The following is a 24,165-nucleotide window of genomic DNA, read 5'->3' as shown; positions in this document are numbered from 1 at the left end:
AGTTTTAAGCTGGATTTGGGATCGAACGGGAGGCGGATACCAATAGGGATGACGCAGCTAAGGATAGAATGGGCATTCCCATTGGGAGCCACAATCCATGATTTAAACAGAGCCAAGCAGTGCCGTAAATTATGGCGATCGATCCCCCCAGCAGGAGCCACTGACCAGATCTCGTGCGGATAGAGGCGATCGCGCCGCCAATGATGGCACTACCGATCGAGAAGATAATGAGGTGGGGAAATGTAACTGGATACAATAAGGGGCGATTGTCTTGGACTGCACTGAGAATTTGGCTCACCATCTGGGCATGGATGAAGACACCAGGCTGTTTTTGCGGAAAACCGGAACCAAATGGGGTGGCCCAAAAATCGTTACTACTGGGATTAATTGAACCAATCAGGATAATCCGGTCTTTAATTGTATCTGGGGGCAATTGCCCTGAGAGAGCTTGTTGTAGTGTGACGGTTTGGGCGATGCCTTGGGCGGTACGACGATAATTGAGCATCACTTGCAGCCCCTGCGCATCCTGGGCGGCATAACCTCCGGCATTTTCGGCGAGGGGGGCGAGCGATTGTTTGCCCACTTGTAAACTATTTTGGCTAAATTGGATCGGAATATCTCGATCGGCTAAATAACGCATGGCTAATAGGCTGCTCAAGGCGGTTCCCGATCGACATTGGGATGTAGATTTGGAATCCATAGCGATGAGGTGTCGGCGCACAGCACCATCATAATCTTGGACGAAATCGCTAAATCCAATGGCTTCGGGCGGAGCTTCGGGGGCTGGGGCTACGCCAGTAGTGTCATGTTGAACATCGGGACGCTTGCAGATGCTAAATAGTCGATCGTTATCGGCTAGCTCGGATTTGAGCGTTGGTAATGTCGTCTCAAAATCTCGATAAATATCTAAGCCGATCGCGCTGGGTTGAGCTGTGACTAAGACTTGGAGTAGTTTGTCTAATGATGAGTCGGAGATCGATCCTGAGGCGGTTTGACGGCGTTGAGCGCGGACATCTTCGTCAGTGAGGGTGACAATTAATAAGCGGGGATCGGTGGGTTCGATCGGGCGGGTTTGGATCGATCGATCGTAAATTGCTAGTTCTAATGGTTGCAGCCAACCGAGAGATTTTGCAGCCAGGGCGATTCCGGTGGCGATCGCACTACCAACAGCAATCGATACAATCGATTGAGATACAGATTTTCGCCAATTGCGCTGAGGTAAAGCAGACACCGATCGATTGATCTCAATGGCTGGAGCGGGAATTTTAGGCTGACACCAATCAGCCCACACCGCCGCAGGTTCGGCTGGGTTTTGACAGATGACTGGAAGCCAAGTTGCACAGGGAAAGTCACTTTCTAGTAGCTGTAATTTTTCGCGAGCTTCCCTGACGGAGTAATACAACGATTGTCCGGCTGAAAAAGTCTGGAGAAAGGTTTTGAGGAATTCCTGCGCCACGCGATCGGGTACGGGTTGACGCATGACGATCGTTTGGGGAATCCGCAGCTCGGCTAAGTCCCGCGCCAGCCCCAAACCATCACAGGAGTTGAAGATGGCGAGTTTGAGTCCATTGGCGATCGCCCGTTTCAAGCCATATTTGAGCCGATCGATCGTTAAGGTTTCGGTAGCGTTAATTTGGATACAGCCCCGCCCCTGACTGGAACTATGCCCAGCAAAAAATAGCAGATCCCATTTTTGCTCCCAAAGTTGTGCTTGTAATTGTTCGCTACTAGGCTCAATTAACCAGTGGATATCGGCTTGGGGAAGTTGGGACAAAATCTGTCTGTCGTACTCGACATCGATGCCATGACTGTTCCCTAAAATCGCTAGGATGCTCACCTGCGCTGGTTTAATCCGAGCTGGGGCTGGCTGGGAACGGGCATATTCAGCCGGACTCAATGCAATTTCCGCTGTGGGATAATCGTCTAGGAGTTGCCACAAATGCCACGGTAATTGTAATAAACTGCCATCATTAGAGGCGATCGCAATTCTAATCCGATCGTCTGGGCTAAGATAGGTACGAATCTGCCGCTGGATTTGCCCAAACCCATCGCTATTCAACCATTGATTCAGGTATATTTGTAACTGCTGACAAACTGATTCAAATTCCGCCTGGGAAATCTGCCTAACATCTGCGAGATCATCAAATTCAAAGCTATCCCGCGCACTGCGCCGCCAACCTAAATGGGCATACAGCGCGAAATATAAAGTTTGCCACTGCGACATCAATCGGGCTAATTCGGGCACCGCAGGCAAGCTCCCCGCCATTTGCATCGGTTGTGCAGTAGTATCTTCCCATAGTTGGGCGATGATACTAGGCAAGCCTGTCTGGAGATCGCCATTGCCCAAATTTAGTACCAGCAAACGTTCCATATCGAAAAAATAATAGAAGTTCCCTCTATCTCAACAGCAATTCCACATTCCAACCATTCCGATCTCTCGTAGGGGCGGGTGTCTTGTCGTTTTTTTATGCGGGGGTTCCCCCCGCATAAAAACGCCGCTTTATGCTAAAAATAATCGAATTGCAAAAACAACCTCAACCAAACCCGCCCAACCCCTCCAATAACGATTGAAGGCGATCGAACATTAGCACTACAGCATCCGATTGACGATCGAATAGCTTTGAATTCTGATATTCACACCAGAAAAGATTCGTTCACAGTTGTTGCGTCTAATTGCACTTGAATCTGAAATTCTGTGCCGGAGTTTAACCGAAATCGTGGTAACTGAATGGCATTATCTCGATCGCGCGTGACAACAGATTTTATCACTTCATTATCGCTAGCAAGTAGGGTTAAGGTTAAGTTTGCGGGGAGAATTTCGGTATTGTCGATCGATCTTAGTTGGATCTCAATGCCCAAGCGTTCGTCTGCTGCTGGTGCCACTGACACTAGGAGCAATAACGACACGCCAGCTTCGGGTAATTGCAACGCTTTGACTCGGCGGATGGTGGAAGTTGGCGTTGTCGTTTGGCGAAATGCCAAGCCTAATTCGGCATCCTCGCCCAGGAAGTCTTCTACGGCTTGCCAACCAGTACTAACAGCGTTTTGAAGCCAACCGCCCAGACGAGTGGTTAAGTCGGTTTGTGGAGATGTTTGGCTTTGACGTAATGCAACTAATCGTTGTCGCCAATGGCGATCACTTACCAAGGCACCCCACAATTCAAACGGGATTTCTAAGCGGGGATTGGGGACTGTCGCTAATCGTTGGAGTAGATTCTCTGCTTGAGTTACCGCCACAATATTAAGCGGTGCAATTGCCGTTTGAGTAACTTCGTTGGGGTTGAGCTGCTGAACAACCGACAAACCGGATACATCGGCAATTAAATGATGGGCATCGAGATGGTAAGTGCGATCGCGGGCATCATACCTGGCTTTCGATTTCATCATCTGATGGGTCGTATAGCCCCAGCAATGTAGCATTTCGGTATCGGGGTCAATTTGTATCCCCAGGAAGTAATCCCCTGCCCAGGCGGGAATATCGACCCATTCTTGAGGGATAACTAATTCGCTCCGATCGATCGCTTTGGATGGCAACAGAACGAGCCGTTTTCCATTCAATTCCAACACGCTACCATTGACAAATTGCCAAGTATCTGAATCTAGCGAGATCTGGATCTGGGGGAAGTCTGCCGCTAAGTCTGTGGCGATCGATTGGCTGGCAATTTGGTTAAGGTAAGAATTCCACCGTGATTCAATAGTTCGATAAGCCTGTGCTTGTTGCCAAGCTCGATCGCTCATTGGTGTCGGAATGGGTAGGGCAAGTTGGGTAATCGGGATGAGTTCGAGTGTCATGATTTTTCGGGGTGCTTGGCTTGTTTATAAAACGATTCTAACCACTCTTCCAGTAGAGGACTGATAGCAGCAATCACGTCTGAAGTCGGCTCAATATGCAATGTGGTTTGTCCCCAAGCCACGATCTCTTTGAGCAAGGTTTCCCGAACTCTGGAGAGCTTCCGCGACACGGTATATTGGGGAATTTCTAGTTGCTGGGCAATATTTTGCTGGGTTGCTCGATCGCGATAATAAAGTGTCAACAACTGGGCTGCGGGTTCATCGAGCTTGCCGATCGCCTCGTGTAACACCGCTACCATTTGCTGCTGTTGGGTTTGGCGTTCGGCTCTGGTTTCCTGCTCTTCTAGATACACCATCGGCTCGGCTTCATTCCCGACTAGATCGCTTTCCCAGTCTGCTTCGGTGTCATCGCCCTTCTTGACATTTAAAGAATTGACAGTGGGATAGAGATAGCTCCGCACCTTTTTAGCCGCATCCAGTAAGCATTTTTCCAGTTCTTTGGCAGTCGCGGCGGTTAAATGCGGAAATTCTTTCCGATCTCGATTGTAAGACTGTTCGATGAGTTGCCAAGTCTGGGCCTCGGGGACAGCGATCGAGCGGAGTTTGGGCGACTTCTCAGAGCTATGATGACTGGTTAAAGCCTGCCACGCCACATAATACCGATCGCACGATACTTTATCAAAATTATTCGCTGTCAGGGCATCTAACAAGCGTTTGCGGCTGATTTTTTGTAGCAATCCCCAATCAGTACAAAAATCAATCTCCCGTCGTTGCCGCAAATGATCCCGCAAACAATTACTAAACACAGTATTAGCATAAGTTTTCAACCCCGTCGGTTTTGAGGCATCAAAGGCTGCTAATAGCTTGGGCACATCGGCGATCGCCACCTGAAAGCAATCCGACAACTTCATCTGAATTGAACTCACACGTGGCATCACCCGATTTACCGCCCAAAAACAAGTTTCCTGCAAATAAGCCGACAGATGTCCGATCTCCTGTTGTAACGCCCGATCGGTTGCAGCGGATTTTTGGGCGTATTGCCGCAACCAATAAATTGCCCAAAAATCTTCACTACCACGGGCTTCTACTTGAATAGATCTTGTCATACTTCGATTCAAGCGCGGATCGATCGCCCATCCCTGGGATCGATCGTCTTCAAATTGCAGGAACGTGGAGAATATTTCGATTAAATCTTTGCGCTGACGCATGAGTTAAAACGAACAGGAAGTATAGTATATAACTAGTATATATGGGGTGTAATCGGGACAAGTGTAATTTTTATCGATCGACCATATATCAATACTCCGGACAGTTTTAGATCGCCAACGATAAAATGAGGGTTTCAGCCTTGTTTTATGGGAAGGTGACTAACGAGAAATCCAGGGTTTCAGCCTCTTTCCGAAAAGGTGTCCGGACTATTAATATATTTGTTCCAATTACTAAAATTCACAGCCACTGACGATCGGGCTTTGACAGCTATGGCAATCGCCAGATGATGTTTCAACGCTCCTTCCGTCTCGATCGATCTGTTTGCTTCAAGACTTTTGGTACCATCTTTAATCCCCAGGCTAATAATTAGCTGAGTCATCTACACCATATCTTTGAAAACCCTGAGGATTTTTATGAAGCAAAAAAAATTCGTCTGGATGTCAATTTCGATCGCCTGTCTATGGCTTGTGCTGAATATTTCTAACTATCCGAGATCTAGTTCTATTGCAATTACCATTCCATATCGCGCAGCTACTGGGGTGCCATACCTCAGTGTCATACCCAAACCACAACCAATAAACAGCAAGAAGTTGCAACGATCTCTCGATAGTAACAACTTCGTTGACGCGATCGGGCAAGTGGAATTAGGTTGGCAATATCAATATGAAACTTATTATCAAGGCAAATTAAAATCTCAATATTTTGAATTACCAGAAATTCAGCAACAATTAGCTAATATTAATAAATATACTAAGTCTAACTCGGCATTGCTTTATGCTATTCCCACTCCAGACGGCTTACATCTAATTTTAGTAACTGCTAAAGGAGAGACTATCCACAAAACAGTCAAGGAGGCAAATGCTACAACATTGCCCGAAGTTGCCAATAGCTTACGCCTCAATCTAGTCAACCCTCAAACGACCAGTGCTGAATACTTACCGCCAGCACAACAGTTAGATCGCTGGTTGATTGGGCCGATCGCCGCAGAGTTGAAAGCCAACAAAATCGATACGATTTTGTTTTGCTTGGGCACGGGCTTAAGAGGATTAACATTAGCAGCATTGCATGACGGGCAACGGTTTTTGGTCGAGCGTTATAACTTAGCAATTATTCCAGCATTTAACTTATTAGAAACTCGTTGGCGTAGCCTCTCCGTTGGAGAATCGACGACTTTAAAGGGGCTAAAAGTATTAGCCATGGGTGCTGATAAGTTTACCGATAATGCAAATTTACCTGCGGTACCCCTGGAATTAGCAACAATTACCCAGCGAGGATTTTGGCAGGGAAAAGTATTTTTAAATGAGGCATTTACATTAAAGCAATTTCAGCAGGCTCGATCTCAGACTCCTTATGGAATCGTACATTTAGCTACTCATGCAGATATTTCTGCCAAATCGGTAAAGGATTCCTATATTCAGTTTTGGGATCGACGATTGCAATTAGATCGAGTTCGCGATTTGCGACTGGACAAACCTGCGGTGCAGTTGTTGGTGCTGAGTGCTTGCCGCACAGCATTGGGCACTCCCAATGCCGAATTAGGGTTTGCAGGGTTGGCAGTGCTGTCGGGGGCAAAGTCGGTATTAGCGAGTCTATGGTCGGTGGATGATGTGGGTACACTGGTGCTAATGTCGGATTTTTATCAGCAGTTGAAAACTGCACCCATCAAATCTAATGCGCTACGCAGTACCCAGGTGGCGATGCTCACAGGCAATTTGACCCTGGGCAATAGTGCCATCCGCCGCGTGCGCGGCGGTTTGCCAGCGGAGTTACAGCCGTTGCTGAAACGGGACTTGTCCCATCCTTACTATTGGGCAGCATTTACGACGATCGGGAATCCTTGGTGAAGATCGTACACACTCAATCAATATATGAAAGAGAGCAAGGAGAGGGGATCTGAAATACTTGCTGTTGGGCATTCAGCTTGATAGAATATGGGGCATGAGAAACCCCACACCCCGTTTATCGATTGATTTGTTTAGTAGTCCCTAATCCCTAATCTAGCGGGTGCGATTAGCTGTAGTTCCAGCTAATAATTTAGAAGCCACACCTCCTTCATCAATTCTGGCTGTTTGAGAAGAGTAGTAGTAGTGATTATAACGGCTTTGCTTATCGAGATCGACGGCATTGAGCACCATACCCAGTACTTTGAGTTTAGACTGAGTGAGAATTTCTTGGGCATATTCAACCGATTCTTTGTCAGCAACACCCGGACGCAGTACAAATAATAACCCACCTGCTTGCGTGCCTAAAATTGCCGCATCCGCAGCGACAGTCAGTGGCGGTGCATCAATAATTACCAGATCGTAATCCTGCGACCACTGAGCAATTAAAGTGCTCATTTGAACCGAGTCGATCAATACAACTGGATTCGGTGGTACGACACCAGCAGTCAGTAAAAAGAGATTTGGCTGGACTTCTGTAGTTGTCGCTTTCTGGTCGGACTGTCCGCTGAGGACATTACTCAGACCTTCATAGTTACCTTGTCTCCAAATTAGATGCTGGGAAGGTTTCCGCATGTCTGCATCCACCAAGAGGACTTTTTTACCCAATTCCGCTACTGCTAATGCGAGGTTGGCGGCAACAGTTGATTTCCCTTCTCCAGACTGAGCACTAGAAACCACCACAACTTTGAGACTGTCATCAGCATTCAAAAATTGGAGATTGGTCTGCAACATGCGGAAGGATTCACCTGCCATCCCTGAGGTCATTCCAGTTAACACCAGTTGACCGGGGTTTCTGGTATTGCCTTGACCGAGTTTGGGCAATTTACGCAGTTGCTCGAATACCGGAATTTGGCCCAAGACAGGGTAACCAGGAAGCAAGCTGCGTGCTTCTTCCGATGTTTTGATCCGTTTATCTGCACTGTCGAGGAGAAAGGCTGTTGCTGCACCTAGGAATAGACCTAAGAAACCACCGATAGCAATATTCTGAGCTTTTTTGGGCGAGATCGGTTCTTGGGGTAACTCAGCATGGGTTTGAATTCTGGAGTTACCGAGGGTTTGATTTTCGGCAATTTCGATTTCTTGGAGTTTGCTCAAGAGGGTCTTGTAGTTAGTCCTAGTTGTTTCGAGTCTGCGTCCGAGCGCGTTTTGCTGTTGTTCCAATTTTGGCAGCGCGTTCATTCGTTTTTTATAGGCATCAACAACATATACCAGTGCGGAAATTTGTTTTTGTAAGCTCGTCCGTTGAGCTTCTGTTTTAGCAAAGTCGGCAATGAGGTTGCCTTGAATCCCTGATGGTTGTAGTTCGACTACCTTACCTTGGAACGCTTTGTCGCCAATCAAACTTTGTTTAAAGCGGGTTTGGAGAATTTGAACTAGAGCTTGTCGCTTCTCTTTTAAGTTCAGGATACTGGGATCGTTGTCGCTAAATCGAGTTTTTTCGATCGCTAATTTGGATTCAATTTCTTGTAACTCTTTGAGAGATTTTTGCAATCCAGGTGATTCACTCACCAGTCCAGATTGAATTGTCTGTTGAGCATCTTTACCACCAAACAGATTCTTCAACCCTTCTAGTCTGGAGGTTTCGGCGGCTAGTTGAGCGGAAGCCGAAGTGATTTCTTTATTGAGGGTGGTGATCGTTTCGACTGCTTTAACAGATTCTGTCGGTAAATCGACGACATTATATTGCTCTTTAAACAAGCGTAGTTCGTTTTCAGCTTGTTTTACTTCAGTTTCGATCTTTGGCAGTTCTCTCGATACAAATGTCCGTGCAGCTTCTGCTTCTCGACGTTGATTTTTCTGGTCATCACGGATATAAACTTCCATGATTTTTTCAACTACATCTTTGGTTAATTCCTTGCTGGGATCTTGGAATGTAACTTCTAGAATATCGGTACCTTTAATACTGCTAACTTTTAGTTGCTGTACGAAGGTTTCAGATTGCTTGACAAATTTCTCTAGTCGTTTGCGTTCTGGTCTAGTTGCGTATTTACCATCGCGTAATTCTGCAAGTACGCCGTTAATCGTTGTTAGCGACTTGAGGATTTCTGCTTGAGTATTAACTGGTGTACTTCCGGTTAAGCCTTCTAAATCGCCCATCGCCCCCCCAACTGCGTTGCTTGCACTACTTAATAATGCACTAGCTTTGTTGGTTTTTTTGAGGATTACTTGTCCTTTGGCTTGGAAGATTTCCGTTTGCTTATAGGTGTACACTACTGCTAATGCGGTCGTGAGGGCAAAAACCAAAGCGGCGGGTAACCAACGACGTTTGAGTATTAGCCAATATTGTGCAATTTCATCCATAATGCTTTAAATAGGGGGGGACTATGTGTCTGCTTGCTCACATTCTAACACTGCGACTTTGGCTCATCGTATCCGCATTTAAACGTAATTCAGGTATGCGAAATAACTTAATAGATTCTAGAATTCAACACTAGATCCCCTTTTTGAGAGGCTACGCCAACGCTGTGAGGATCTAAGTACGGTTCTACGTATTTTATACATTTGCAATCTGGCACTTACTTGAATTAAATCCCAAGCGAGGTAATGGGGGGTAGAGCAGAGGGAATAGGGTTAATCGATCGAAAGTAGGCAATCTAGATGCCTAGCATCTGACATTTACTCGTTTACGGAGGGATCGTGTCACAAATAAATCAACTCAATCCCAGCAGCATCAACCTTTCTACTTCTTCGACACTAAATCTCGAACGACGACTCCAAGAAATTCCCCCCGAACCTGGAGTCTACTTTATGCGGGATGCTAGCGATCGCATCCTGTACATTGGCAAGTCCAAAAAACTCCGTTCTCGCGTCCGTTCTTATTTTCGGGAGGGTAGCCACCATACACCTCGGATCGCGATGATGGTGCGCCAGGTAGTGGAGATCGAGTTTATCGTCACCGACAGCGAAGCTGAAGCCCTAGCTCTAGAAGCTAACCTGATCAAACAGCATCAACCCCATTTTAATGTCCTGCTCAAGGACGATAAAAAATATCCCTATATCCTGATTACCTGGTCGGAAGATTATCCTCGGATCTTATTGACTCGCAATCGGCGCATGGGCAAAGGGAAGGATAAATATTACGGGCCGTATACCGATGCTAACCTACTCAGGAATGTCCTGTACACGATTAAACGGACATTTCCACTCCGACAACGCCCCCAACCATTATTTAAGGATCGTCCTTGTCTAAATTATGATATCGGTCGTTGTCCTGGTGTCTGTCAAAGTCTGATTACGCCTGTAGATTATCGCCAAACTGTCGAAAAAGTGGCGATGATTTTTCAAGGGAGAACTGGCGAATTAATTGAAACTCTCACAGCACAAATGGATCGAGCTGCTGAAGATCTGGAATTCGAGCAAGCGGGATTAATTCGAGATCGCATCCACAATCTAACTGCTCTTAATGCCGACCAAAAAGTATCCCTATCCAATGATACGATCTCGCGCGATGCGATCGCTCTAGCTGCCGATCTCCAAACTGCCTGTGTCCAATTATTTCAAATTCGCGCTGGCAAATTAGTCGGTAGATTGGGCTTTACGGCTGAGGTGCAGTCTCTATCTGAAGATCTCGAAGTTGTCGAGCCATCTCACGAAGATCTTGGTGCGATCCTCCAACGAGTATTAGAAGAACATTATCAGTCTGCCGATCCTGTCGAAATCCCGCTGGAAATTCTGGTGCAATATCCCTTACCAGATGGCGAAATCTTGGTGAGCTATTTAAGCGGTCGAAAAGGTCGAAAAGTTACGCTAATTACCCCCCAGCGGCAAGTTAAAGCCGCGCTGATCGAGATGGTTGAAAAAAACGCCATCCACGAACTAACTCGCCTTCAACGCCAGTCAGAACGGAATCTAGCGTCCTTAGAAGATCTCGTCGAAATTCTCGGTTTACCCGAACTCCCGCGCCGAATTGAAGGTTTCGATATTTCCCACATCCAAGGCTCGAATGCGGTAGCCTCCCAAGTGGTATTTATTGACGGTTTACCCGCCAAACAACATTACCGTCATTATAAGATTCAAAATCCCGAAGTTACGATCGGACATTCTGATGATTATGCCAGTCATGCCGAAATTGCTAGACGCAGATTTCGGAAGTATGCAGGTGGTGTCAATACTGAGGATGCTAATTTCCCTGACGTGGTACTTATCGATGGTGGTAAAGGTCAATTATCCGCTGTCATGGAAGTACTTGAAGAGCTAAATTTAGCCGATCGAATGTGCATCCTCAGCCTTGCCAAACAACGAGAAGAAATCTTCCTTCCTGGCGCAAGTCTACCACTACCTACCGATGCCGAACAACCAGGCGTACAGTTGCTGCGCCGAGTGCGGGATGAGTCTCACCGCTTTGCGATTACCTTCCACCGCCAACAACGCAGTGTCAAACAAACCCGCTCCCACTTAGATGAAATTCCTGGTTTGGGTAGCCATCGCCAGAAACAACTACTAGCGCATTTTCACTCGATCGATTATATCCGTGCAGCTAGTATCGAAGACTTAGCCAAAGCTCCAGGTATTGGCACTCATGTCGCTACGGAAATTTATCGTTACTTCCATCCATCTTGATTAAGTAATAAGTAATAAGAGGGACTGGGGGAATATTCCCTTTCCCCTTTCCCCTTTCCCCTTTTACCCTAACTTAGCTCTGACTACCAGCGCAGTAATATTGTCATGACCGTTATATTCGTTGGCAAAATCAATTAATCGATCGACCCCATTCTGGAGATTAGAATTGGGAGCGAGTAGTGGAGCCACATTAGTAAGCCAATAATTTTCCAACAGTTGATTGTCAGTTAAGCCATCAGAAGCCAGCACGATCAGCGTATCTTCTTGTAATTCAAAAAATCTAATCTCAGGCGCGATATAATTGCGATCGCGCGGCCCGATTGCCTGAGTTAACTGATAAGAATCGGGGCGACCGTAAGCAATATCGGGATCGACTCCACGTAAAATTTGTTGTTGTCCGACCTCATGATCGAGGGTAATTTGGATCAAACCCTGAGTTGGTGTAATCCCATAACAGCGCGAGTCCCCAACGTGAGCGATGGCAATATCTCGATCCTGAATCAGCACCAACACGAGAGTAGTACCCATTCTATTACTACCATGTGCCGAATTTTTTTGATTGATTTGGAATACCTCTTCATTAGCCGCAACGATCCCCTCCCGAATCGTTTGCTCGTCTGGGAGTGTGTCACCCCATCTAGTCGCAAAATAATCTCGCAATGAATCTACTGTCATCGAACTGGCTATTTCGCCACCAGCATGTCCCCCCATTCCATCGCAAAGAATATATAAACCCCGTGCGGAGACACTTGCACCTTTGGGACTCTCTTGACGATCGATCCGGCTGACAATCCCAAAGCAGTCTTCGTTATGTTCGCGTTTTCTACCGACATGAGTAGCCGCAGCCTCTTGTAAGTCGATTAACTTCCGCTCCAATGCCATCGTTGGCGCATCGTGAGCAATGCTTAGCTCGTTGGAGCTGGCGGATGGCAGGGGCGCACTGAGTTGTTTCGGTTCTAGTTCGTAAGCAATTTGCTGAAGTTTGGATCTTACTTCTTCTACTCGTACTACTTCGCCAATATGCATCGATTGCAACAGGTTAGCTAGAGATGATGAATACGATCGATCTGATTCAGTCTCGCTACTGCTAATTGCAACGTTGGACAGCGGAGTTGCGGTTTGAATTGGCATTACCTCTGGGCGATGGGATCGATCGAACAAGCTTTTCCACATCTGAGCCAAATCGGTAAGCTGGAGCTGGCGATCTACAGGTTCTGGATACAGCCGTTGAAAGCAGATCCTCGCATCTTCATCTAGGAGCAAATTGGCAACTTCCAATAAGCTTTGGCGCATTTGCCACGGTTCGAGTGCTACCCACAATTTGAGTGTGTAGTCTAGCCAGTAAATTACTTGTGAAGAGGGAATTTGGGGATCGTTCCAGCGATCGAGCAATTGCGTCCAGTGACTACGATCCTCAACGATTGTTACTGTTTTACCATCATCGCTCCAACTATCGTGAATGGTGGGAATCGTTCCTGGTAAACTTACTTGGAGGGCGATGTATGCCTGAGATACTTTGGGAATACCATGACTATTCCAAAATTGCCATTGTCGATGCCGATCCGCTGGGGGCATTTCCTCTGTAGCGGTGGTGCCAATGCCGAGCGGTACGGAATCGGCAGTATTACTATCTAAGATGACAGGTTGTTGCTCCATCAATATCTCCAAGCGGGTATTACAGAAAGGTTGACGATCGATTACCCTAATTTGGCTGGAGTCACTTGGTTTCAATAGCTGGATGACTACAGGATCGAGTAATTTATAGCGATCTTGAGGATCGAGATAAATCGTCGCGACTAGGGGCTGGTTATTTGTAGCTTCATCATAATTCCTCTGCGCCAACTCGTTGTCATCGATCGGTGTTAAAGATCGGAAGTCTTGTGATTCACCATAGAGGGGAACTGGTTCTAATGGTTGTGACAGATCCCAAGGACTAGTTTCTAAATCATCACTAGTAGCGATTTGACTCAAGAGCGGCTCTGCTAAAGAGAAGAAGTTGTCTAGTACCGTCGCAACTGATGGAGTTGGTACTAGATCGATTAAATCCCACAGATCGGTCTCTAGTTCCAGTTGGAGATTGCCACTCATACTGGAATTGAGTCCTGTCGATCTCTGTGACTTTTCCCGATCGCTATTGGTCGGTGTTTGACGATCTAGCTTTAGTAACTCTAGCTCATTCGCGCTCATCACTGAGGCTGAGATCGAATTTAGATCGGCAGTTTTCTCAGCTACTGTCGGTTCGATAATCGCCCACCAGTAACTACCGCTGATTGTTTCGCACTGCGGACAATTCTGGGCATCAAATTCTACTTCACTACCACAACTTTTACAGATATGGTGTTTCAGCGATCGACCACAACCCTGACAAAAATTGTGATGTTGTGGATTTACCGATTGACAGTTGGGGCAGGTAAGCATACAAAGTAGATGACAACAGAGCGCAAATGGGTATGATAACGAATAGCCTGACAGTTGGGGGTGTCTCGATCGAAGGTGCTAGGCGATTACAAGTTAAATCTTCAGAATCTTTATATCATAACAACACCAAAACCGCTGCCTGTGGGCATCGCCTCTCTAACAGAGGATCGCTGCAAGACTAAAATTTACCAAGCTTAAACCTAGTTTGCCATGTGTCAGTCTCGGATTGATGAATTAACAAATAAATAAATGTTCTAATATCTATACTTCCCATTCGATCGACTCAAATCCACATTGAGGAGCTACTCAAAATGAGGCATTAGTTCTAACATTCCCAATCCTAACTCTTCATCGGATAAAAATCTCGTTTCTAGAAAGCCGATGGTTTCCTTGATTCCAGGATTTCCACGGGCTTTTCCCGTCAACCCCGTTGCCACGATTAATCCACAATAACCTTTAGTTTTCTGGCTCCGCTGGTGCCACTTTTTCTTGGCCTCAATATGTACTGTACTGTCATTATAGAATTCACCAAATAGTTGCATTTCCCCATCGGCTAACTGGAGAATCCCCAAGTCGTAACTACCCCCCTCGTCTGGATCTTCGCCAGGATTGAAGCCAATTCCCTGTAGTCCCCCCGCTTGTTGAATCCGCTCGATAATTTCAGTAGCTTTGGGGCGGGTAGTCTGGATCAGAATAATTGGTAATCCATCCCCAACTGGCTTGACTTTACTCGATTGATGATAGATCGGTGCTTGGCGAATTATTTCGACTCGATCCCAGGGCATGACACCCAAACTGATAAATGAATTATCGGGAATCAAGTCTTCCCGCAGTTGGATGGCTAACGGATCGAATTCATCATCGTTATCCTCGCCCATTGCCAGATGCATTTTCAGCAATTCTTGGGATAGTTCGGGCAGTGTCTCTACTGCGATTTGCTCGATCGAATTGGTATCGGGGAGCGTGACTTTAATGCGTTTTGTCAGACTCGGTAGATCGTCTGCTTGTAATTGCTTCCGAAACGCCGTAATAAACCCCTTGAGCGCGGCTAATGCTACTTGAGTTGCGATCGCTTCTTCCTCGTACAAGAAGGGGCGCATACCCTCCATTGGATGAATGTTTCCGAAGTTCGGCTCGACCGCTTTTGCTGATAGGGTACCGAGATCCCGATCCAGACTTGGCGTAATTCTCCCCGAGAACGGCTCTGTCACCGCATCGAATGTCAAGAAAATACAATCTTGAGAGAGGAAAGCTGATTCCATCTCCATGCTTTCATCTCGATCGAGAGCCATCGCCCGAAACCGTCGCAGGGATTCGACCGACCGATAGAGTAATACTCCATACTCCATCCCCAACATCCCCATCACTGAGATATAAAACTTATTGATATCCCACCGATTTAACTCGATCGAGATCGCCTCATAATCGGCTAACATCGACCACGGAGCCAACTCCCAAATTTCTCTCGCTGTTGCCTTGAGCAGATCTAGATACTTACGTGGCAATTTAGGTGTATTCGCCACCGCCATATCTGCAAAGCGATGGAATAATTCATCGACAATCGGCAATTCTGGGACGTAATCGATGACTATTTCTAAGTCCTGGAGCACCCCCCTAAGGTAAAATTGCAATTGCCGATCTCGAACGATAATTTTCTGGGGACGAGCGGGATGAGATGGCGGTTGGGGTGCTTCCATCGCCTTGATTAATGCCCTGACGATCGCTTCTGTGCCCATCGTCGAATTGACGACTTCCATCGATCGTACCACCCCTTCTACCCCATCCACCCAAACAATTAATTCTCGCCGTTCGCGATCTTCTAGCTCCGATTCTTCCCCCAACTGAACCATATGCCTTCTGTCTCCCTCCCATACGCTGGGAATTTGAGGAAGTTGTTGGAGTCGTCGTTGAGTGGAAGGACTAATCGCCGTCATAATCAAATTGCACCTGAGAATCGAACTTAATTGAGATGATAGATGGAATGTATATTTTTATTGTAGATTACAACACCCTTGACTCTGATTTTATCAGATCGAGCTGGGAATACCCCTTTCTCACCCCAGCGACGCGATCGACAGTTAACATAGAATCAGGTTTGAATTTGTTTGGATCTTATAAATTTGCGATCGTTCATTAGGAGTTTATCCCAACCATGACTGAAGTAATTACCCCTACCAAGCCCAGCATCCAAATGACCGATAACGCCCTCGCCCATGTGCTAGCGTTACGCGAAAAACAAGGCAAAGATCTCTGCTTGCGCGTTGGCGTACGTCAAGGTGGTTGTTCGGGCATGTCCTATGTGATGGATTTTGAAGATCCCAGTCAAATCCGCGCAGATGATGAAATCTGCGACTATGGTGGCTTTAAACTAGTTTGCGATCGCAAAAGCATGTTATACGTGTACGGTCTCGTTCTCGACTACAGCGATGCGATGATCGGTGGTGGTTTCCAATTCACCAACCCCAACGCCGCCCAAAGTTGTGGCTGTGGTAAATCTTTCGCAGTTTAGGAAGGTATTGGGTATTAGGTGTTAGAGAATGAGAGGGCGAAATAGTTTAACCCACTAAAACTCAAAACCTAAAACCCGAAACCTAAAACCTAAAACCTAAAACCTAAAACCTATCCCATGACTGAAACAACAACTCTCACTCCCGCTGAATTATTTGACAATGCAATTAAAGATTATCAAGCTGGAGAAAGCCCTGCTAAACTAATCCCTATTTTCGTAGATATTTGTAATCGATCGCCAAAACTGGACAGTGCTTGGACGTGCCTAGCCTGGTTGTATTTACTCGAAAACAAACCACAACTAGCGATTAAAGCCGCTCAAAAATCGATGAAAATCGATCCATTTGATGCCCAAACGCGGATCAACCTCGCCGCAGGGATGTTAGAAATCAAACAATCTGGCGTTCGCGAACATATTGAAATGGCGAAAAGCCTCGTTGAAGCTGCTCCTGAAGTCCACGAACAAGTAGTCGCAAATTTCAAGGATGGCTTCGCTCGTAAACCTGACTGGGCAAGTCTCAAACGGATCGAGAAATTGATATTTGAAGACTAGGCTTTCACTTTTCAATCGATCGGAATTATGAATTATGCAGCTTATATTTGCATTCGTAATTCATAACTCATAATTCATAACTTCTAAAAATGTTAACCACAAAAACTCAATTAGTCGGTTTACAAGCCGATCGATTTCGGCATCCCTTAGACTTAAAAGCTACAACTAGTCTCAAGCGACTCCCAGGCTTAGACCTGTTGGTTCGCAACTTGTTAGGTGGGATAACCGAAGACTTTTTATACTTAAATAATATTTCAGCCAGTGTACTCATCGGCGAACAGCAACTTCCCCAAATCCATCGTTTATTAGTCGAAGCTTGTCAGATTCTCGATTTAGAAGTCCCACAACTCTATCTCAAACAACACCCCGCTCCCAATGCCTATACGATGGCAGTACGGGGTAAAAAACCATTTATCGTCGTCCATACCTCACTGGTAGATTTACTCACCCCTGAAGAACTTCAAGCAGTCATCGCCCATGAATTGGGGCATCTCAAATGCGAACATGGAGTCTATCTAACCCTCGCAAATTTAATTGTACTAGCGACAGGAGGCTTAGTTCCTGGTATCGGTAACTCGATCGCCCAAAACCTCCAGGCTCAGATGCTTCAATGGTTGCGGTGTGCCGAGTTTAGTTGTGACAGAGCCGCTCTACTGGTCAGTCAAGATCCCAAAACCGTAATTTCTGTCTTGATGAAACTTTCTGGTGGTTCCCCGCTGCTTGCACCATTACTCAATGTCGATGCTTTTCTATCTCAGGCTCGGGCTTATGAGGAGATTGGCAACACCGATTTTGGCAAAATGCTAACATCTAGCCAAACCGAACAACTCAGTCATCCCGTGCCTGTATTGCGGGCAAAGGAGATCGACCGCTGGGCGCAAACTGATAATTATCAGTCCTTGCTAAATAACCCCACTATGCGCTATGATAAGCAAGCTATAAATAAGGGCGGCTGGCGGAATTGGTAGACGCAGTTGACTCAAAATCATCCGCGAAAGCGTGTCGGTTCGAGTCCGACGCTGCCCATAGCCATAAATTACCAAAAAGCAACACCTGAGTCTCGTGTAGACTTGGGTGTTGTTTTTTAGATTTAGGCAATTTTGGGTATACAACCAATGAAAATGATATTCTAGTCTATATGTCGATCGAAATACTTTATAGGAATTACTATAATGCAAACTAACGATTTAGGTTTTGTTGCCAGCCTGTTATTTATCCTCGTACCTTCGATTTTCTTAATCATTCTCTATATCCAAACCAGTGCTCGCGGTACTGGCACCGATTCATAGAGACTTGAATCTCAATTAGAGCCAAAAAGACTGCTGAAGATTTAATCTCTAGCAGTCTTTTTTGTTCAGCTCTCGTAGGATGCGTTCGCGATGATGGATCGCATCGTTAGTGTGGGCGGTGCGTTGGCAACGCCAAGTTTAGAAGATCGGCTAAACTGTAACTAATTCAGGACGTTTGCTATTGCGAACGCTTTTAATTGCTTCAGCGTAGTCAGGAGCGTTAAATACTGCCGAGCCTGCCACGATTGCATTAGCACCAGCTTCGATGACTTGCCAACTATTATTACCTTTGAGACCGCCATCAACTTCAATCCAGGGATCTAAACCGCGCTCGTCACACATTTGGCGCAACTTGACAATTTTAGGTACCATCCCAGGAATAAAACTTTGGCCGCCAAAACCTGGGTTGACACTCATAATTAGGATTAAATCGCACAATTCTAATACATGCTCGATTAATTCTAGCGGAGTACCAGGATTGAGTACCACACCCGCTTGTTTGCCCAATTCCTTAATTTGTCCCAAAGTGCGGTGGAGGTGGGGAGATGCATTGTGCTCGGCATGAACGGAGATAATATCTGCACCAGCCTTGGCAAAATCAGCCACATATTTTTCTGGTTCCACAATCATTAAGTGGACATCCAAAGGCTTTTTGGTATGGGGACGAACAGCTTCAACAATCAGGGGACCGATAGTAATATTTGGTACGAACCGTCCATCCATTACGTCAACGTGAATCCAGTCAGCACCAGCAGCATCCACAGCCCGAATTTCTTCACCTAACCGACCAAAATCGGCTGAGAGGATGGAAGGGGCAATTACCAGGGATTTTTGGCTCATAGTTACTATAGTTCTCCTAAATTTACGGTTCGGTAAAATTTTAACAATTTTTTTAATTTTAACAGGCTTCGGTCTTGTCAGACATGACTGTTGGCAAAGCTGGAAGCCCCACCATAACTATGACGTTAATATAGGGCAAGAAAGGTGGTGGGTGGTTTATACACTAGTCAAAATCGGCAGTTCTAGTTCTGAAGCTTCTGCTTCTTTGACGAGAACAGGAAGCTCTGGTGCTGTTGTTTCTGCTTCCTTGACGAGAACGGGAAGCTCTGGTGCTGTTGTTTCTGCTTCCTTAACGAGAACGGGAAGCTCTGGTGCTGGCGTTGCTGCTTCCTTAACGAGAACGGGAAGCTCTGGTGCTGAAGTTTCTGCTTCCTTAACGAGAACGGGAAGTTCTGGTGCTGGCGTTGCTACTTCCTTGACGAGGATCGGAAACTCTGGTGCTGGCGTTGCTACTTGTTTGGTGGCGACAGTTGGTGGTGTTACTGCGGTTATCAGGTGGAAGCTGTCTTTGTATTTTTGGTACAGTGCAAATCCTGGTACCTCAGCACTAAATTCTTTGGGAAGTTGGTAGTCCTTCTCTGTATATTTCTGTCGGACATTAAGGATCGTTTTATATTGAATTTCCCACTGTTTGAGTAGCAACAAAAAATCCTGGAACTTTTGATAAGCAGTTTCATGCCGAGATTTTAAACCAATATATTGCAGCATTTTACTGTAAGTTTCTGGTCGATTGTATTGCTCTTCAATGCCAATGATTGGGCCTAGCTTTTCAAAAACATCATACTTCACCATTACCAGCACCATTAATGCATCAAGATTCAACAAATCTTCCGATTGTAGCAGGTTAATCGTATTAGAAACACTTCGTAAGGTCGAGAAATCATCAAGTTGATATTTTTTGAATAGTAATACGAGCTTCAATCCTAATGGATGCTCAGACACCTTGCCCATTTCGACTGCATAAGATTTTACAGCTACTTTACCCTCTTCAGTTTTTAGGAGTGGTAATACTTCCTCAAGCTTTTGATTTACTAGTTCCTTAAATGCTGCTGAATCTAGTTCTTGAGTTAAGAGTGAATTAACAAATTTATATAGTTTTTGTTGTCCGCCACTACAATATCTAGATTCGGTACTGTCAATCCGAGCAAAACTATTCTGAGCATCGATCGCAACCCTAAGTAGTTCGATTGTTTCATCTAGGTTTGCATATGCATCGAGCGATAGTGCAATATGACTTTTGATTCTGAAAAAGGTGAGGAATTCAGTATTGCCAAATTTATCTGCATTCAGATTTTCAGCTTGATTGGTAATCTGTGCGAGCTTTTCAAAAGTACGGCGATGTAAGAATTTGTCGCTTTCTAATATTTGAGGCTTCTGAAATCGCTGGACAAATTTTGATAATAAATCACTTTTACGAAGCTCGCCAACTTTTTTGGAACTTAACAATAAAGATAATATGGGAAATAAAGCTAAACCACCGATCACAACTCCAACCCCAATTAGTACGGGGGTAGATATCACAAATGTGTATTGTGCGGTACCGATAGTTGTCGAATTTGCTGATGGCGATGGGGTGGGATTGCTTGTATGATTTTGATTAGCAGTCAGTGCTTTCTGGATTTGCTGATTAGCAGCAGTTGCAGTTGACTCAGTTGGGAGATCGTGCTCCTCCTTTTTTGTGGATTGCGATCGAGCTATGTTGGGAGCTAGCACAGTTGGCACCGCTAGTCCTAAGCTGACGATCGAAGACGGTTTTAGTAAATATTTAGACATCTTGTCAATTTCATGGGTGAAAACTCTCCGCTGGAAGATCGTCCCCTTATCAGTTTCTTGAGACGAGCAAGTATCCAGATTTAGTGCCAGAATACTCTGATTGGCACTCAGATTAGCTTCGATCGAAAGATCTAGATTATCGGAAAATACTTGAGAGCAAGACTCATTTGTTGTAAGGTTCATAAAAATCTGTACGATCTACTCAACGAGAGTTAACACTAGAAATGGACTGAAAGGATCTATAACTCTAGTATGCCCAGTCGATCGGACTTTCTAACTCAATTGTTCCAAAAAAACATCGCAGCTATACTTTTCACAGTGTAGATTGCGTTTTTGCCAAAGCTAGTAGTTGGTAAGCTCGTGGCTATCGCCCAACACACCCTACGATGGAGATTCAGATTGTGACTGTGCAAGGTATAGCAGCTCGATTCGATTCGCTGATATTTTCATTCTCTTTCTTCCAGGGAGTGGTGATTGTCAAAGATCGATCGTCAATTATCGAACTAGAGTTTAATCGCGATCGATATCCCATCACCGAGCGGAAAAACAGAGACTTTAACACGTGGATCTGCGGCTAATTCACGATTGAATAAATCGATTGCCGTTGTAAATGGATCGTCATAAATATCGGGATTTAAAACTCGTCCTTGCCACAAAACATCAGTTGTGACTAATAATCCCTGGGGACGCAATAACTCGATCGCGCGATGATAGTACAGTGGATATTGATGTTTGAGACCAGCGATCGTAATTAAATCGAAATATGCGACTGGAGTGGTAGCTAATAATCGATCGAGTAATTCCAACCCACTCCCAACCTGGAAATCGATTTGCGTGGCTACTCCACTTTGTTGCCAGTAATCGCGAGATATATTGAGATGTTTCCCTGCTACCCCAGAGCTAATTAATTGACCCTGTGGCGGTAATGCCAGAGCCATCGATAGAGTTGAGTAACTACTAAAAATACCCAGCTCTAAGACTCGACTAGCCCCCATCGAGCGCATCAGCAGAGCGATCGCTTCTGCCTGTGCCAAGGTAGGCTGCATTTGGGAGAGAGAATAATCGATGGTAGCTCGCTGCAAATTCAACAGTAAATCATTAGAGGGAGTAGATATCGATGTGATATATCGATCGATTTTATCTTCTACTCCGGTACTAGTCTGCTGAGTTAGATTCGGCTGATGGTTTTCAACAAATTGACGGGCACAATCCTTGCATTGGTACCGTTGTTTATTTCGATAAAAACCATGCTTCCGAATCCTGGTAGACTGACAATTGGGACATTTCATTAAACCTGTAATCGCCTCTAATTAGTAGCTCCGACCGGATGATTTTGGGCTTCAAATTGCGGCGCGTAAGATTCTAGCAGCGTGCTAATGTGGGTGACAACTTCTGCTTCAGTTGGTTTGGCAATCGGTAATCGTTCGGGGAAGAATTTGGGACGATCGAGATTTTGGGCAATTGCCGATTCAACTTGTTGGGTAATTAAATTCTGAAGTTCTTTCTGAGCGCGTTGTCTTTGATAGCTGGCACCTTCTTCTGTCGTAGCATAGAGGGGGGGCAGGCGATTGAGTGCATAGGCAGCGATATCACCAACATCTAGTTGCATATCAGTATCAACTTCGTTGGCGCAGCCTTCCCCTTGAGAAATCGCGGTAATCTGATTGATGGTTTCGGTAATTACCAATTCTTCCATCACATTAATAAATTGTTTGCGCGGAACTGTGACTATTTCTCCAGCCAATAATGCCCCCATCAAACGATCGAGTGCCATGTACTCTTCTACTGATAATTCGGCAGCACTATCACAAATTCGCCCTACCTCTGCTTCCATCGCTGGAGTAAGATAGCCTTCTTCTAACGCATGTTCGACGATCGCTTGTATATTCATCATTAATTAAGTCGTAAGTAGTAAGTCGTAAGTCGTAAGCGATGCCCTGCTGGTACTGAGCGAAGCAGACGCGAGCAGTATCGCCAAAGGCGAGGCTCCGCTAATGAAGTGCTTCACTATATCACCCGATCGAGCGTGCTTTCTGGGATCGGAACTTAAACCTCAACCCAAAGCTAACGTTTACGAACCACCATTTACTCATATTATTCCCTCAGAATCAGTCAAGAGGAACAGGGGGAGTTGGGGAGTTGGGGAGTTGGGCGGTAGGGGTGTGGGGGTGTGGGGTCTTGCTTTTACTCTTACTGCACGATCTTTACACTATCTACTATTCACTGTCCACCAACTTAATCGATCGAACTCGATCGCCATTGGACGGGATCGACAGAGACACCATTGACATATAGACCCCAGTGTAGATGAGGGCCTGTCGAAGATCCAGTATTACCAATCGAGCCGAGGCGATCTCCAGACGCGAGCATTTGTCCCTCTTCAACGGTAATTTTACTCAGGTGCATAAAAATACTTACCAGCCCTTGTCCGTGATCTACTCCGACGACATTACCGTGAACGCGGAAACCTTTTTTCTCGTAGCCAACTAATAAGACTTTACCACCAGCCGGAGCTACAACGGCAGAACCATAACCGCCTGCATAGTCTAATCCGCGATGGTAATAATCTGTCGCCAGTGCGCCATTATAAGTGCGACGGACACCATAAGGAGAACTGGTTCGCCCCTGATTGGGGGCGATGAATTTGCCATCCCACAGTTTATCGTTGCTGATAGTGGCTTTAAAAGCGGCTACTTGCTTGAGTTCTAGTTCTGTCGCCTCAATTCCAGATTTTCCTGGGGAAAAATTGATGTGTTGAATCCTAAATTTACGATCGGCTACAGGGATTTTAAGTTTAGTGGTATCAGTATTGTCAGAAATCGTCACCTCTCGATCGCCTGGTTTTTCGAGTGGAGTAGTGGGAATCATTGCCCGAAACAGATTTGCACCCATTTCAAAGGCTGGATAAGTTTTGCTACCAACTTTAACTATTGGTGGTGTGGTTTTACCTGGAGATGCCGTAATATTTACCACCAGTGTCTCGCCCAATTTGGGATTTGCGGGCATGAATTTAGCTCCTAATGCTAATCCAGGCACTTGCACCGCCGACCATAACACGATCGTCATGGCAATTGCACCCAATAGGGTATATTGCCAATTGCGAAATAAGACTAGTTTTGAGACTGATTTCATAAATGGGAGTGGGGAGTTATGGTTACGACTGCGATATCGCTCAAGTATTAAGTATCAAGTAACTGCTTCACTGTTCCCATAGAGCAAAAAAACTCGGTATCCTAGAAGTTAACTTACATTAAGTTAATTTAAAAAATTCTCATAATCA

Annotated in this window: 19 protein-coding genes and 1 tRNA gene; 8 read left to right on the top strand and 12 right to left on the bottom strand. The window is 45.6% G+C overall.

The features are described 5' to 3' along the window. Positions 1–4 precede the first annotated feature (4 nt). The 4 genes from RMO55_RS04720 to RMO55_RS04705 form a co-directional block, all read right to left on the bottom strand. Positions 5–2,371 carry a CHASE2 domain-containing protein gene (locus RMO55_RS04720; protein ID WP_310424294.1) on the bottom strand — a complete coding sequence of 789 codons (2,367 nt, stop codon included), beginning with the start codon at positions 2,369–2,371 and terminating at the stop codon, positions 5–7. A 263-nt stretch (positions 2,372–2,634) separates the two neighbouring features. Further along, a complete protein-coding gene (locus RMO55_RS04715) occupies positions 2,635–3,792 on the bottom strand; it encodes a DUF1822 family protein (RefSeq protein WP_310424291.1) in 1,158 nt (385 codons plus the stop codon). Continuing rightward, the gene (locus RMO55_RS04710; RefSeq protein ID WP_310424288.1) at positions 3,789–5,000 is read right to left on the bottom strand and encodes a sigma-70 family RNA polymerase sigma factor; all 1,212 of its coding nucleotides are present in this window, start codon (positions 4,998–5,000) and stop codon (positions 3,789–3,791) included. The genes RMO55_RS04715 and RMO55_RS04710 overlap by 4 nt, the downstream gene beginning before the upstream one ends. A 179-nt stretch (positions 5,001–5,179) precedes the next feature. Further along, positions 5,180–5,380, bottom strand: a complete 201-nt coding sequence (locus tag RMO55_RS04705) for a hypothetical protein (RefSeq protein ID WP_310424285.1) — start codon at positions 5,378–5,380, stop codon at positions 5,180–5,182. A 34-nt stretch (positions 5,381–5,414) separates the two neighbouring features. Between RMO55_RS04705 and RMO55_RS04700 the strand changes: the two genes are divergently transcribed. Further along, entirely contained in the window at positions 5,415–6,845 is a 1,431-nt protein-coding gene (locus tag RMO55_RS04700; RefSeq protein WP_310424282.1) for a CHAT domain-containing protein, read from the top strand. 153 nt (positions 6,846–6,998) lie between these two features. On the opposite strand, the gene RMO55_RS04695 is transcribed toward RMO55_RS04700, so the two are convergent. Further along, a complete protein-coding gene (locus tag RMO55_RS04695; RefSeq protein WP_310424278.1) occupies positions 6,999–9,245 on the bottom strand; it encodes a polysaccharide biosynthesis tyrosine autokinase in 2,247 nt (748 codons plus the stop codon). A 345-nt stretch (positions 9,246–9,590) separates the two neighbouring features. Between RMO55_RS04695 and uvrC the strand changes: the two genes are divergently transcribed. Beyond that, a complete protein-coding gene (gene uvrC, locus RMO55_RS04690; RefSeq protein WP_396134171.1) occupies positions 9,591–11,504 on the top strand; it encodes an excinuclease ABC subunit UvrC in 1,914 nt (637 codons plus the stop codon). 63 nt (positions 11,505–11,567) lie between these two features. Here uvrC and RMO55_RS04685 read toward each other — a convergent pair whose 3' ends face one another. Beyond that, entirely contained in the window at positions 11,568–13,922 is a 2,355-nt protein-coding gene (locus RMO55_RS04685; RefSeq protein ID WP_310424275.1) for a serine/threonine phosphatase, read from the bottom strand. A 32-nt stretch (positions 13,923–13,954) separates the two neighbouring features. On the opposite strand from RMO55_RS04685, the gene RMO55_RS04680 reads away from it, so the two are divergent. Continuing rightward, a complete protein-coding gene (locus RMO55_RS04680) occupies positions 13,955–14,104 on the top strand; it encodes a hypothetical protein (protein ID WP_310424273.1) in 150 nt (49 codons plus the stop codon). Positions 14,105–14,224: 120 nt separating this feature from the next. On the opposite strand, the gene RMO55_RS04675 is transcribed toward RMO55_RS04680, so the two are convergent. Then, a complete protein-coding gene (locus RMO55_RS04675) occupies positions 14,225–15,856 on the bottom strand; it encodes a DUF6930 domain-containing protein (protein WP_310424269.1) in 1,632 nt (543 codons plus the stop codon). Between the two features lie 218 nt (positions 15,857–16,074). Here RMO55_RS04675 and RMO55_RS04670 point away from each other — a divergent pair, with 218 nt between their 5' ends. From RMO55_RS04670 to psbM, 5 genes are all read left to right on the top strand, one after another. Next, positions 16,075–16,431, top strand: coding sequence for an iron-sulfur cluster assembly accessory protein (locus RMO55_RS04670; protein WP_310424266.1), 357 nt, complete (start codon positions 16,075–16,077; stop codon positions 16,429–16,431). A gap of 117 nt (positions 16,432–16,548) precedes the next feature. Further along, positions 16,549–16,983 carry a hypothetical protein gene (locus RMO55_RS04665; protein ID WP_310424263.1) on the top strand — a complete coding sequence of 145 codons (435 nt, stop codon included), beginning with the start codon at positions 16,549–16,551 and terminating at the stop codon, positions 16,981–16,983. Positions 16,984–17,072: 89 nt separating this feature from the next. Further along, positions 17,073–17,951 carry a M48 family metallopeptidase gene (locus RMO55_RS04660; protein ID WP_310424260.1) on the top strand — a complete coding sequence of 293 codons (879 nt, stop codon included), beginning with the start codon at positions 17,073–17,075 and terminating at the stop codon, positions 17,949–17,951. Next, a tRNA-Leu gene (locus RMO55_RS04655) sits at positions 17,930–18,009 on the top strand. The genes RMO55_RS04660 and RMO55_RS04655 overlap by 22 nt, the downstream gene beginning before the upstream one ends. Before the next feature lie 146 nt (positions 18,010–18,155). Continuing rightward, the gene (gene psbM, locus RMO55_RS04650; RefSeq protein ID WP_310424257.1) at positions 18,156–18,272 is read left to right on the top strand and encodes a photosystem II reaction center protein PsbM; all 117 of its coding nucleotides are present in this window, start codon (positions 18,156–18,158) and stop codon (positions 18,270–18,272) included. Between the two features lie 150 nt (positions 18,273–18,422). Here psbM and rpe read toward each other — a convergent pair whose 3' ends face one another. From rpe to RMO55_RS04620, 5 genes are all read right to left on the bottom strand, one after another. After that, on the bottom strand, positions 18,423–19,112 hold the full coding sequence (gene rpe, locus RMO55_RS04645; protein ID WP_310424254.1) for a ribulose-phosphate 3-epimerase: 690 nt from the start codon (positions 19,110–19,112) through the stop codon (positions 18,423–18,425). Between the two features lie 156 nt (positions 19,113–19,268). Then, entirely contained in the window at positions 19,269–21,068 is a 1,800-nt protein-coding gene (locus tag RMO55_RS04640) for a hypothetical protein (protein ID WP_310424251.1), read from the bottom strand. Positions 21,069–21,388: 320 nt separating this feature from the next. After that, positions 21,389–22,174, bottom strand: coding sequence for an SAM-dependent methyltransferase (locus tag RMO55_RS04635; protein WP_396134169.1), 786 nt, complete (start codon positions 22,172–22,174; stop codon positions 21,389–21,391). A gap of 17 nt (positions 22,175–22,191) precedes the next feature. Beyond that, positions 22,192–22,776, bottom strand: a complete 585-nt coding sequence (locus RMO55_RS04625) for a late competence development ComFB family protein (protein WP_310424343.1) — start codon at positions 22,774–22,776, stop codon at positions 22,192–22,194. A 344-nt stretch (positions 22,777–23,120) separates the two neighbouring features. Beyond that, positions 23,121–24,017 carry a M23 family metallopeptidase gene (locus RMO55_RS04620; RefSeq protein WP_310424247.1) on the bottom strand — a complete coding sequence of 299 codons (897 nt, stop codon included), beginning with the start codon at positions 24,015–24,017 and terminating at the stop codon, positions 23,121–23,123. Positions 24,018–24,165 lie beyond the last annotated feature (148 nt).

The sequence above is a fragment of the Chamaesiphon sp. VAR_48_metabat_135_sub genome (genome assembly GCF_031418915.1).
Classification (GTDB): domain Bacteria; phylum Cyanobacteriota; class Cyanobacteriia; order Cyanobacteriales; family Chamaesiphonaceae; genus Chamaesiphon.
The sequence above is the reverse complement of the archived record's forward strand: the minus strand, read 5'-3'. Positions and strand labels throughout refer to the sequence as shown.

Coding starts and splice junctions, on each gene's coding strand:
- RMO55_RS04720 (WP_310424294.1), bottom strand. CDS start 2,371: ATGGAACGTTTGCTGGTACTAAATTTGGGCAATGGCGATCTCCAGACA.
- RMO55_RS04715 (WP_310424291.1), bottom strand. CDS start 3,792: ATGACACTCGAACTCATCCCGATTACCCAACTTGCCCTACCCATTCCG.
- RMO55_RS04710 (WP_310424288.1), bottom strand. CDS start 5,000: ATGCGTCAGCGCAAAGATTTAATCGAAATATTCTCCACGTTCCTGCAA.
- RMO55_RS04705 (WP_310424285.1), bottom strand. CDS start 5,380: ATGACTCAGCTAATTATTAGCCTGGGGATTAAAGATGGTACCAAAAGT.
- RMO55_RS04700 (WP_310424282.1), top strand. CDS start 5,415: ATGAAGCAAAAAAAATTCGTCTGGATGTCAATTTCGATCGCCTGTCTA.
- RMO55_RS04695 (WP_310424278.1), bottom strand. CDS start 9,245: ATGGATGAAATTGCACAATATTGGCTAATACTCAAACGTCGTTGGTTA.
- RMO55_RS04685 (WP_310424275.1), bottom strand. CDS start 13,922: ATGCTTACCTGCCCCAACTGTCAATCGGTAAATCCACAACATCACAAT.
- RMO55_RS04680 (WP_310424273.1), top strand. CDS start 13,955: ATGATAACGAATAGCCTGACAGTTGGGGGTGTCTCGATCGAAGGTGCT.
- RMO55_RS04675 (WP_310424269.1), bottom strand. CDS start 15,856: ATGACGGCGATTAGTCCTTCCACTCAACGACGACTCCAACAACTTCCT.
- RMO55_RS04670 (WP_310424266.1), top strand. CDS start 16,075: ATGACTGAAGTAATTACCCCTACCAAGCCCAGCATCCAAATGACCGAT.
- RMO55_RS04665 (WP_310424263.1), top strand. CDS start 16,549: ATGACTGAAACAACAACTCTCACTCCCGCTGAATTATTTGACAATGCA.
- RMO55_RS04660 (WP_310424260.1), top strand. CDS start 17,073: ATGTTAACCACAAAAACTCAATTAGTCGGTTTACAAGCCGATCGATTT.
- psbM (WP_310424257.1), top strand. CDS start 18,156: ATGCAAACTAACGATTTAGGTTTTGTTGCCAGCCTGTTATTTATCCTC.
- rpe (WP_310424254.1), bottom strand. CDS start 19,112: ATGAGCCAAAAATCCCTGGTAATTGCCCCTTCCATCCTCTCAGCCGAT.
- RMO55_RS04640 (WP_310424251.1), bottom strand. CDS start 21,068: ATGAACCTTACAACAAATGAGTCTTGCTCTCAAGTATTTTCCGATAAT.
- RMO55_RS04635 (WP_396134169.1), bottom strand. CDS start 22,174: ATGAAATGTCCCAATTGTCAGTCTACCAGGATTCGGAAGCATGGTTTT.
- RMO55_RS04625 (WP_310424343.1), bottom strand. CDS start 22,776: ATGAATATACAAGCGATCGTCGAACATGCGTTAGAAGAAGGCTATCTT.
- RMO55_RS04620 (WP_310424247.1), bottom strand. CDS start 24,017: ATGAAATCAGTCTCAAAACTAGTCTTATTTCGCAATTGGCAATATACC.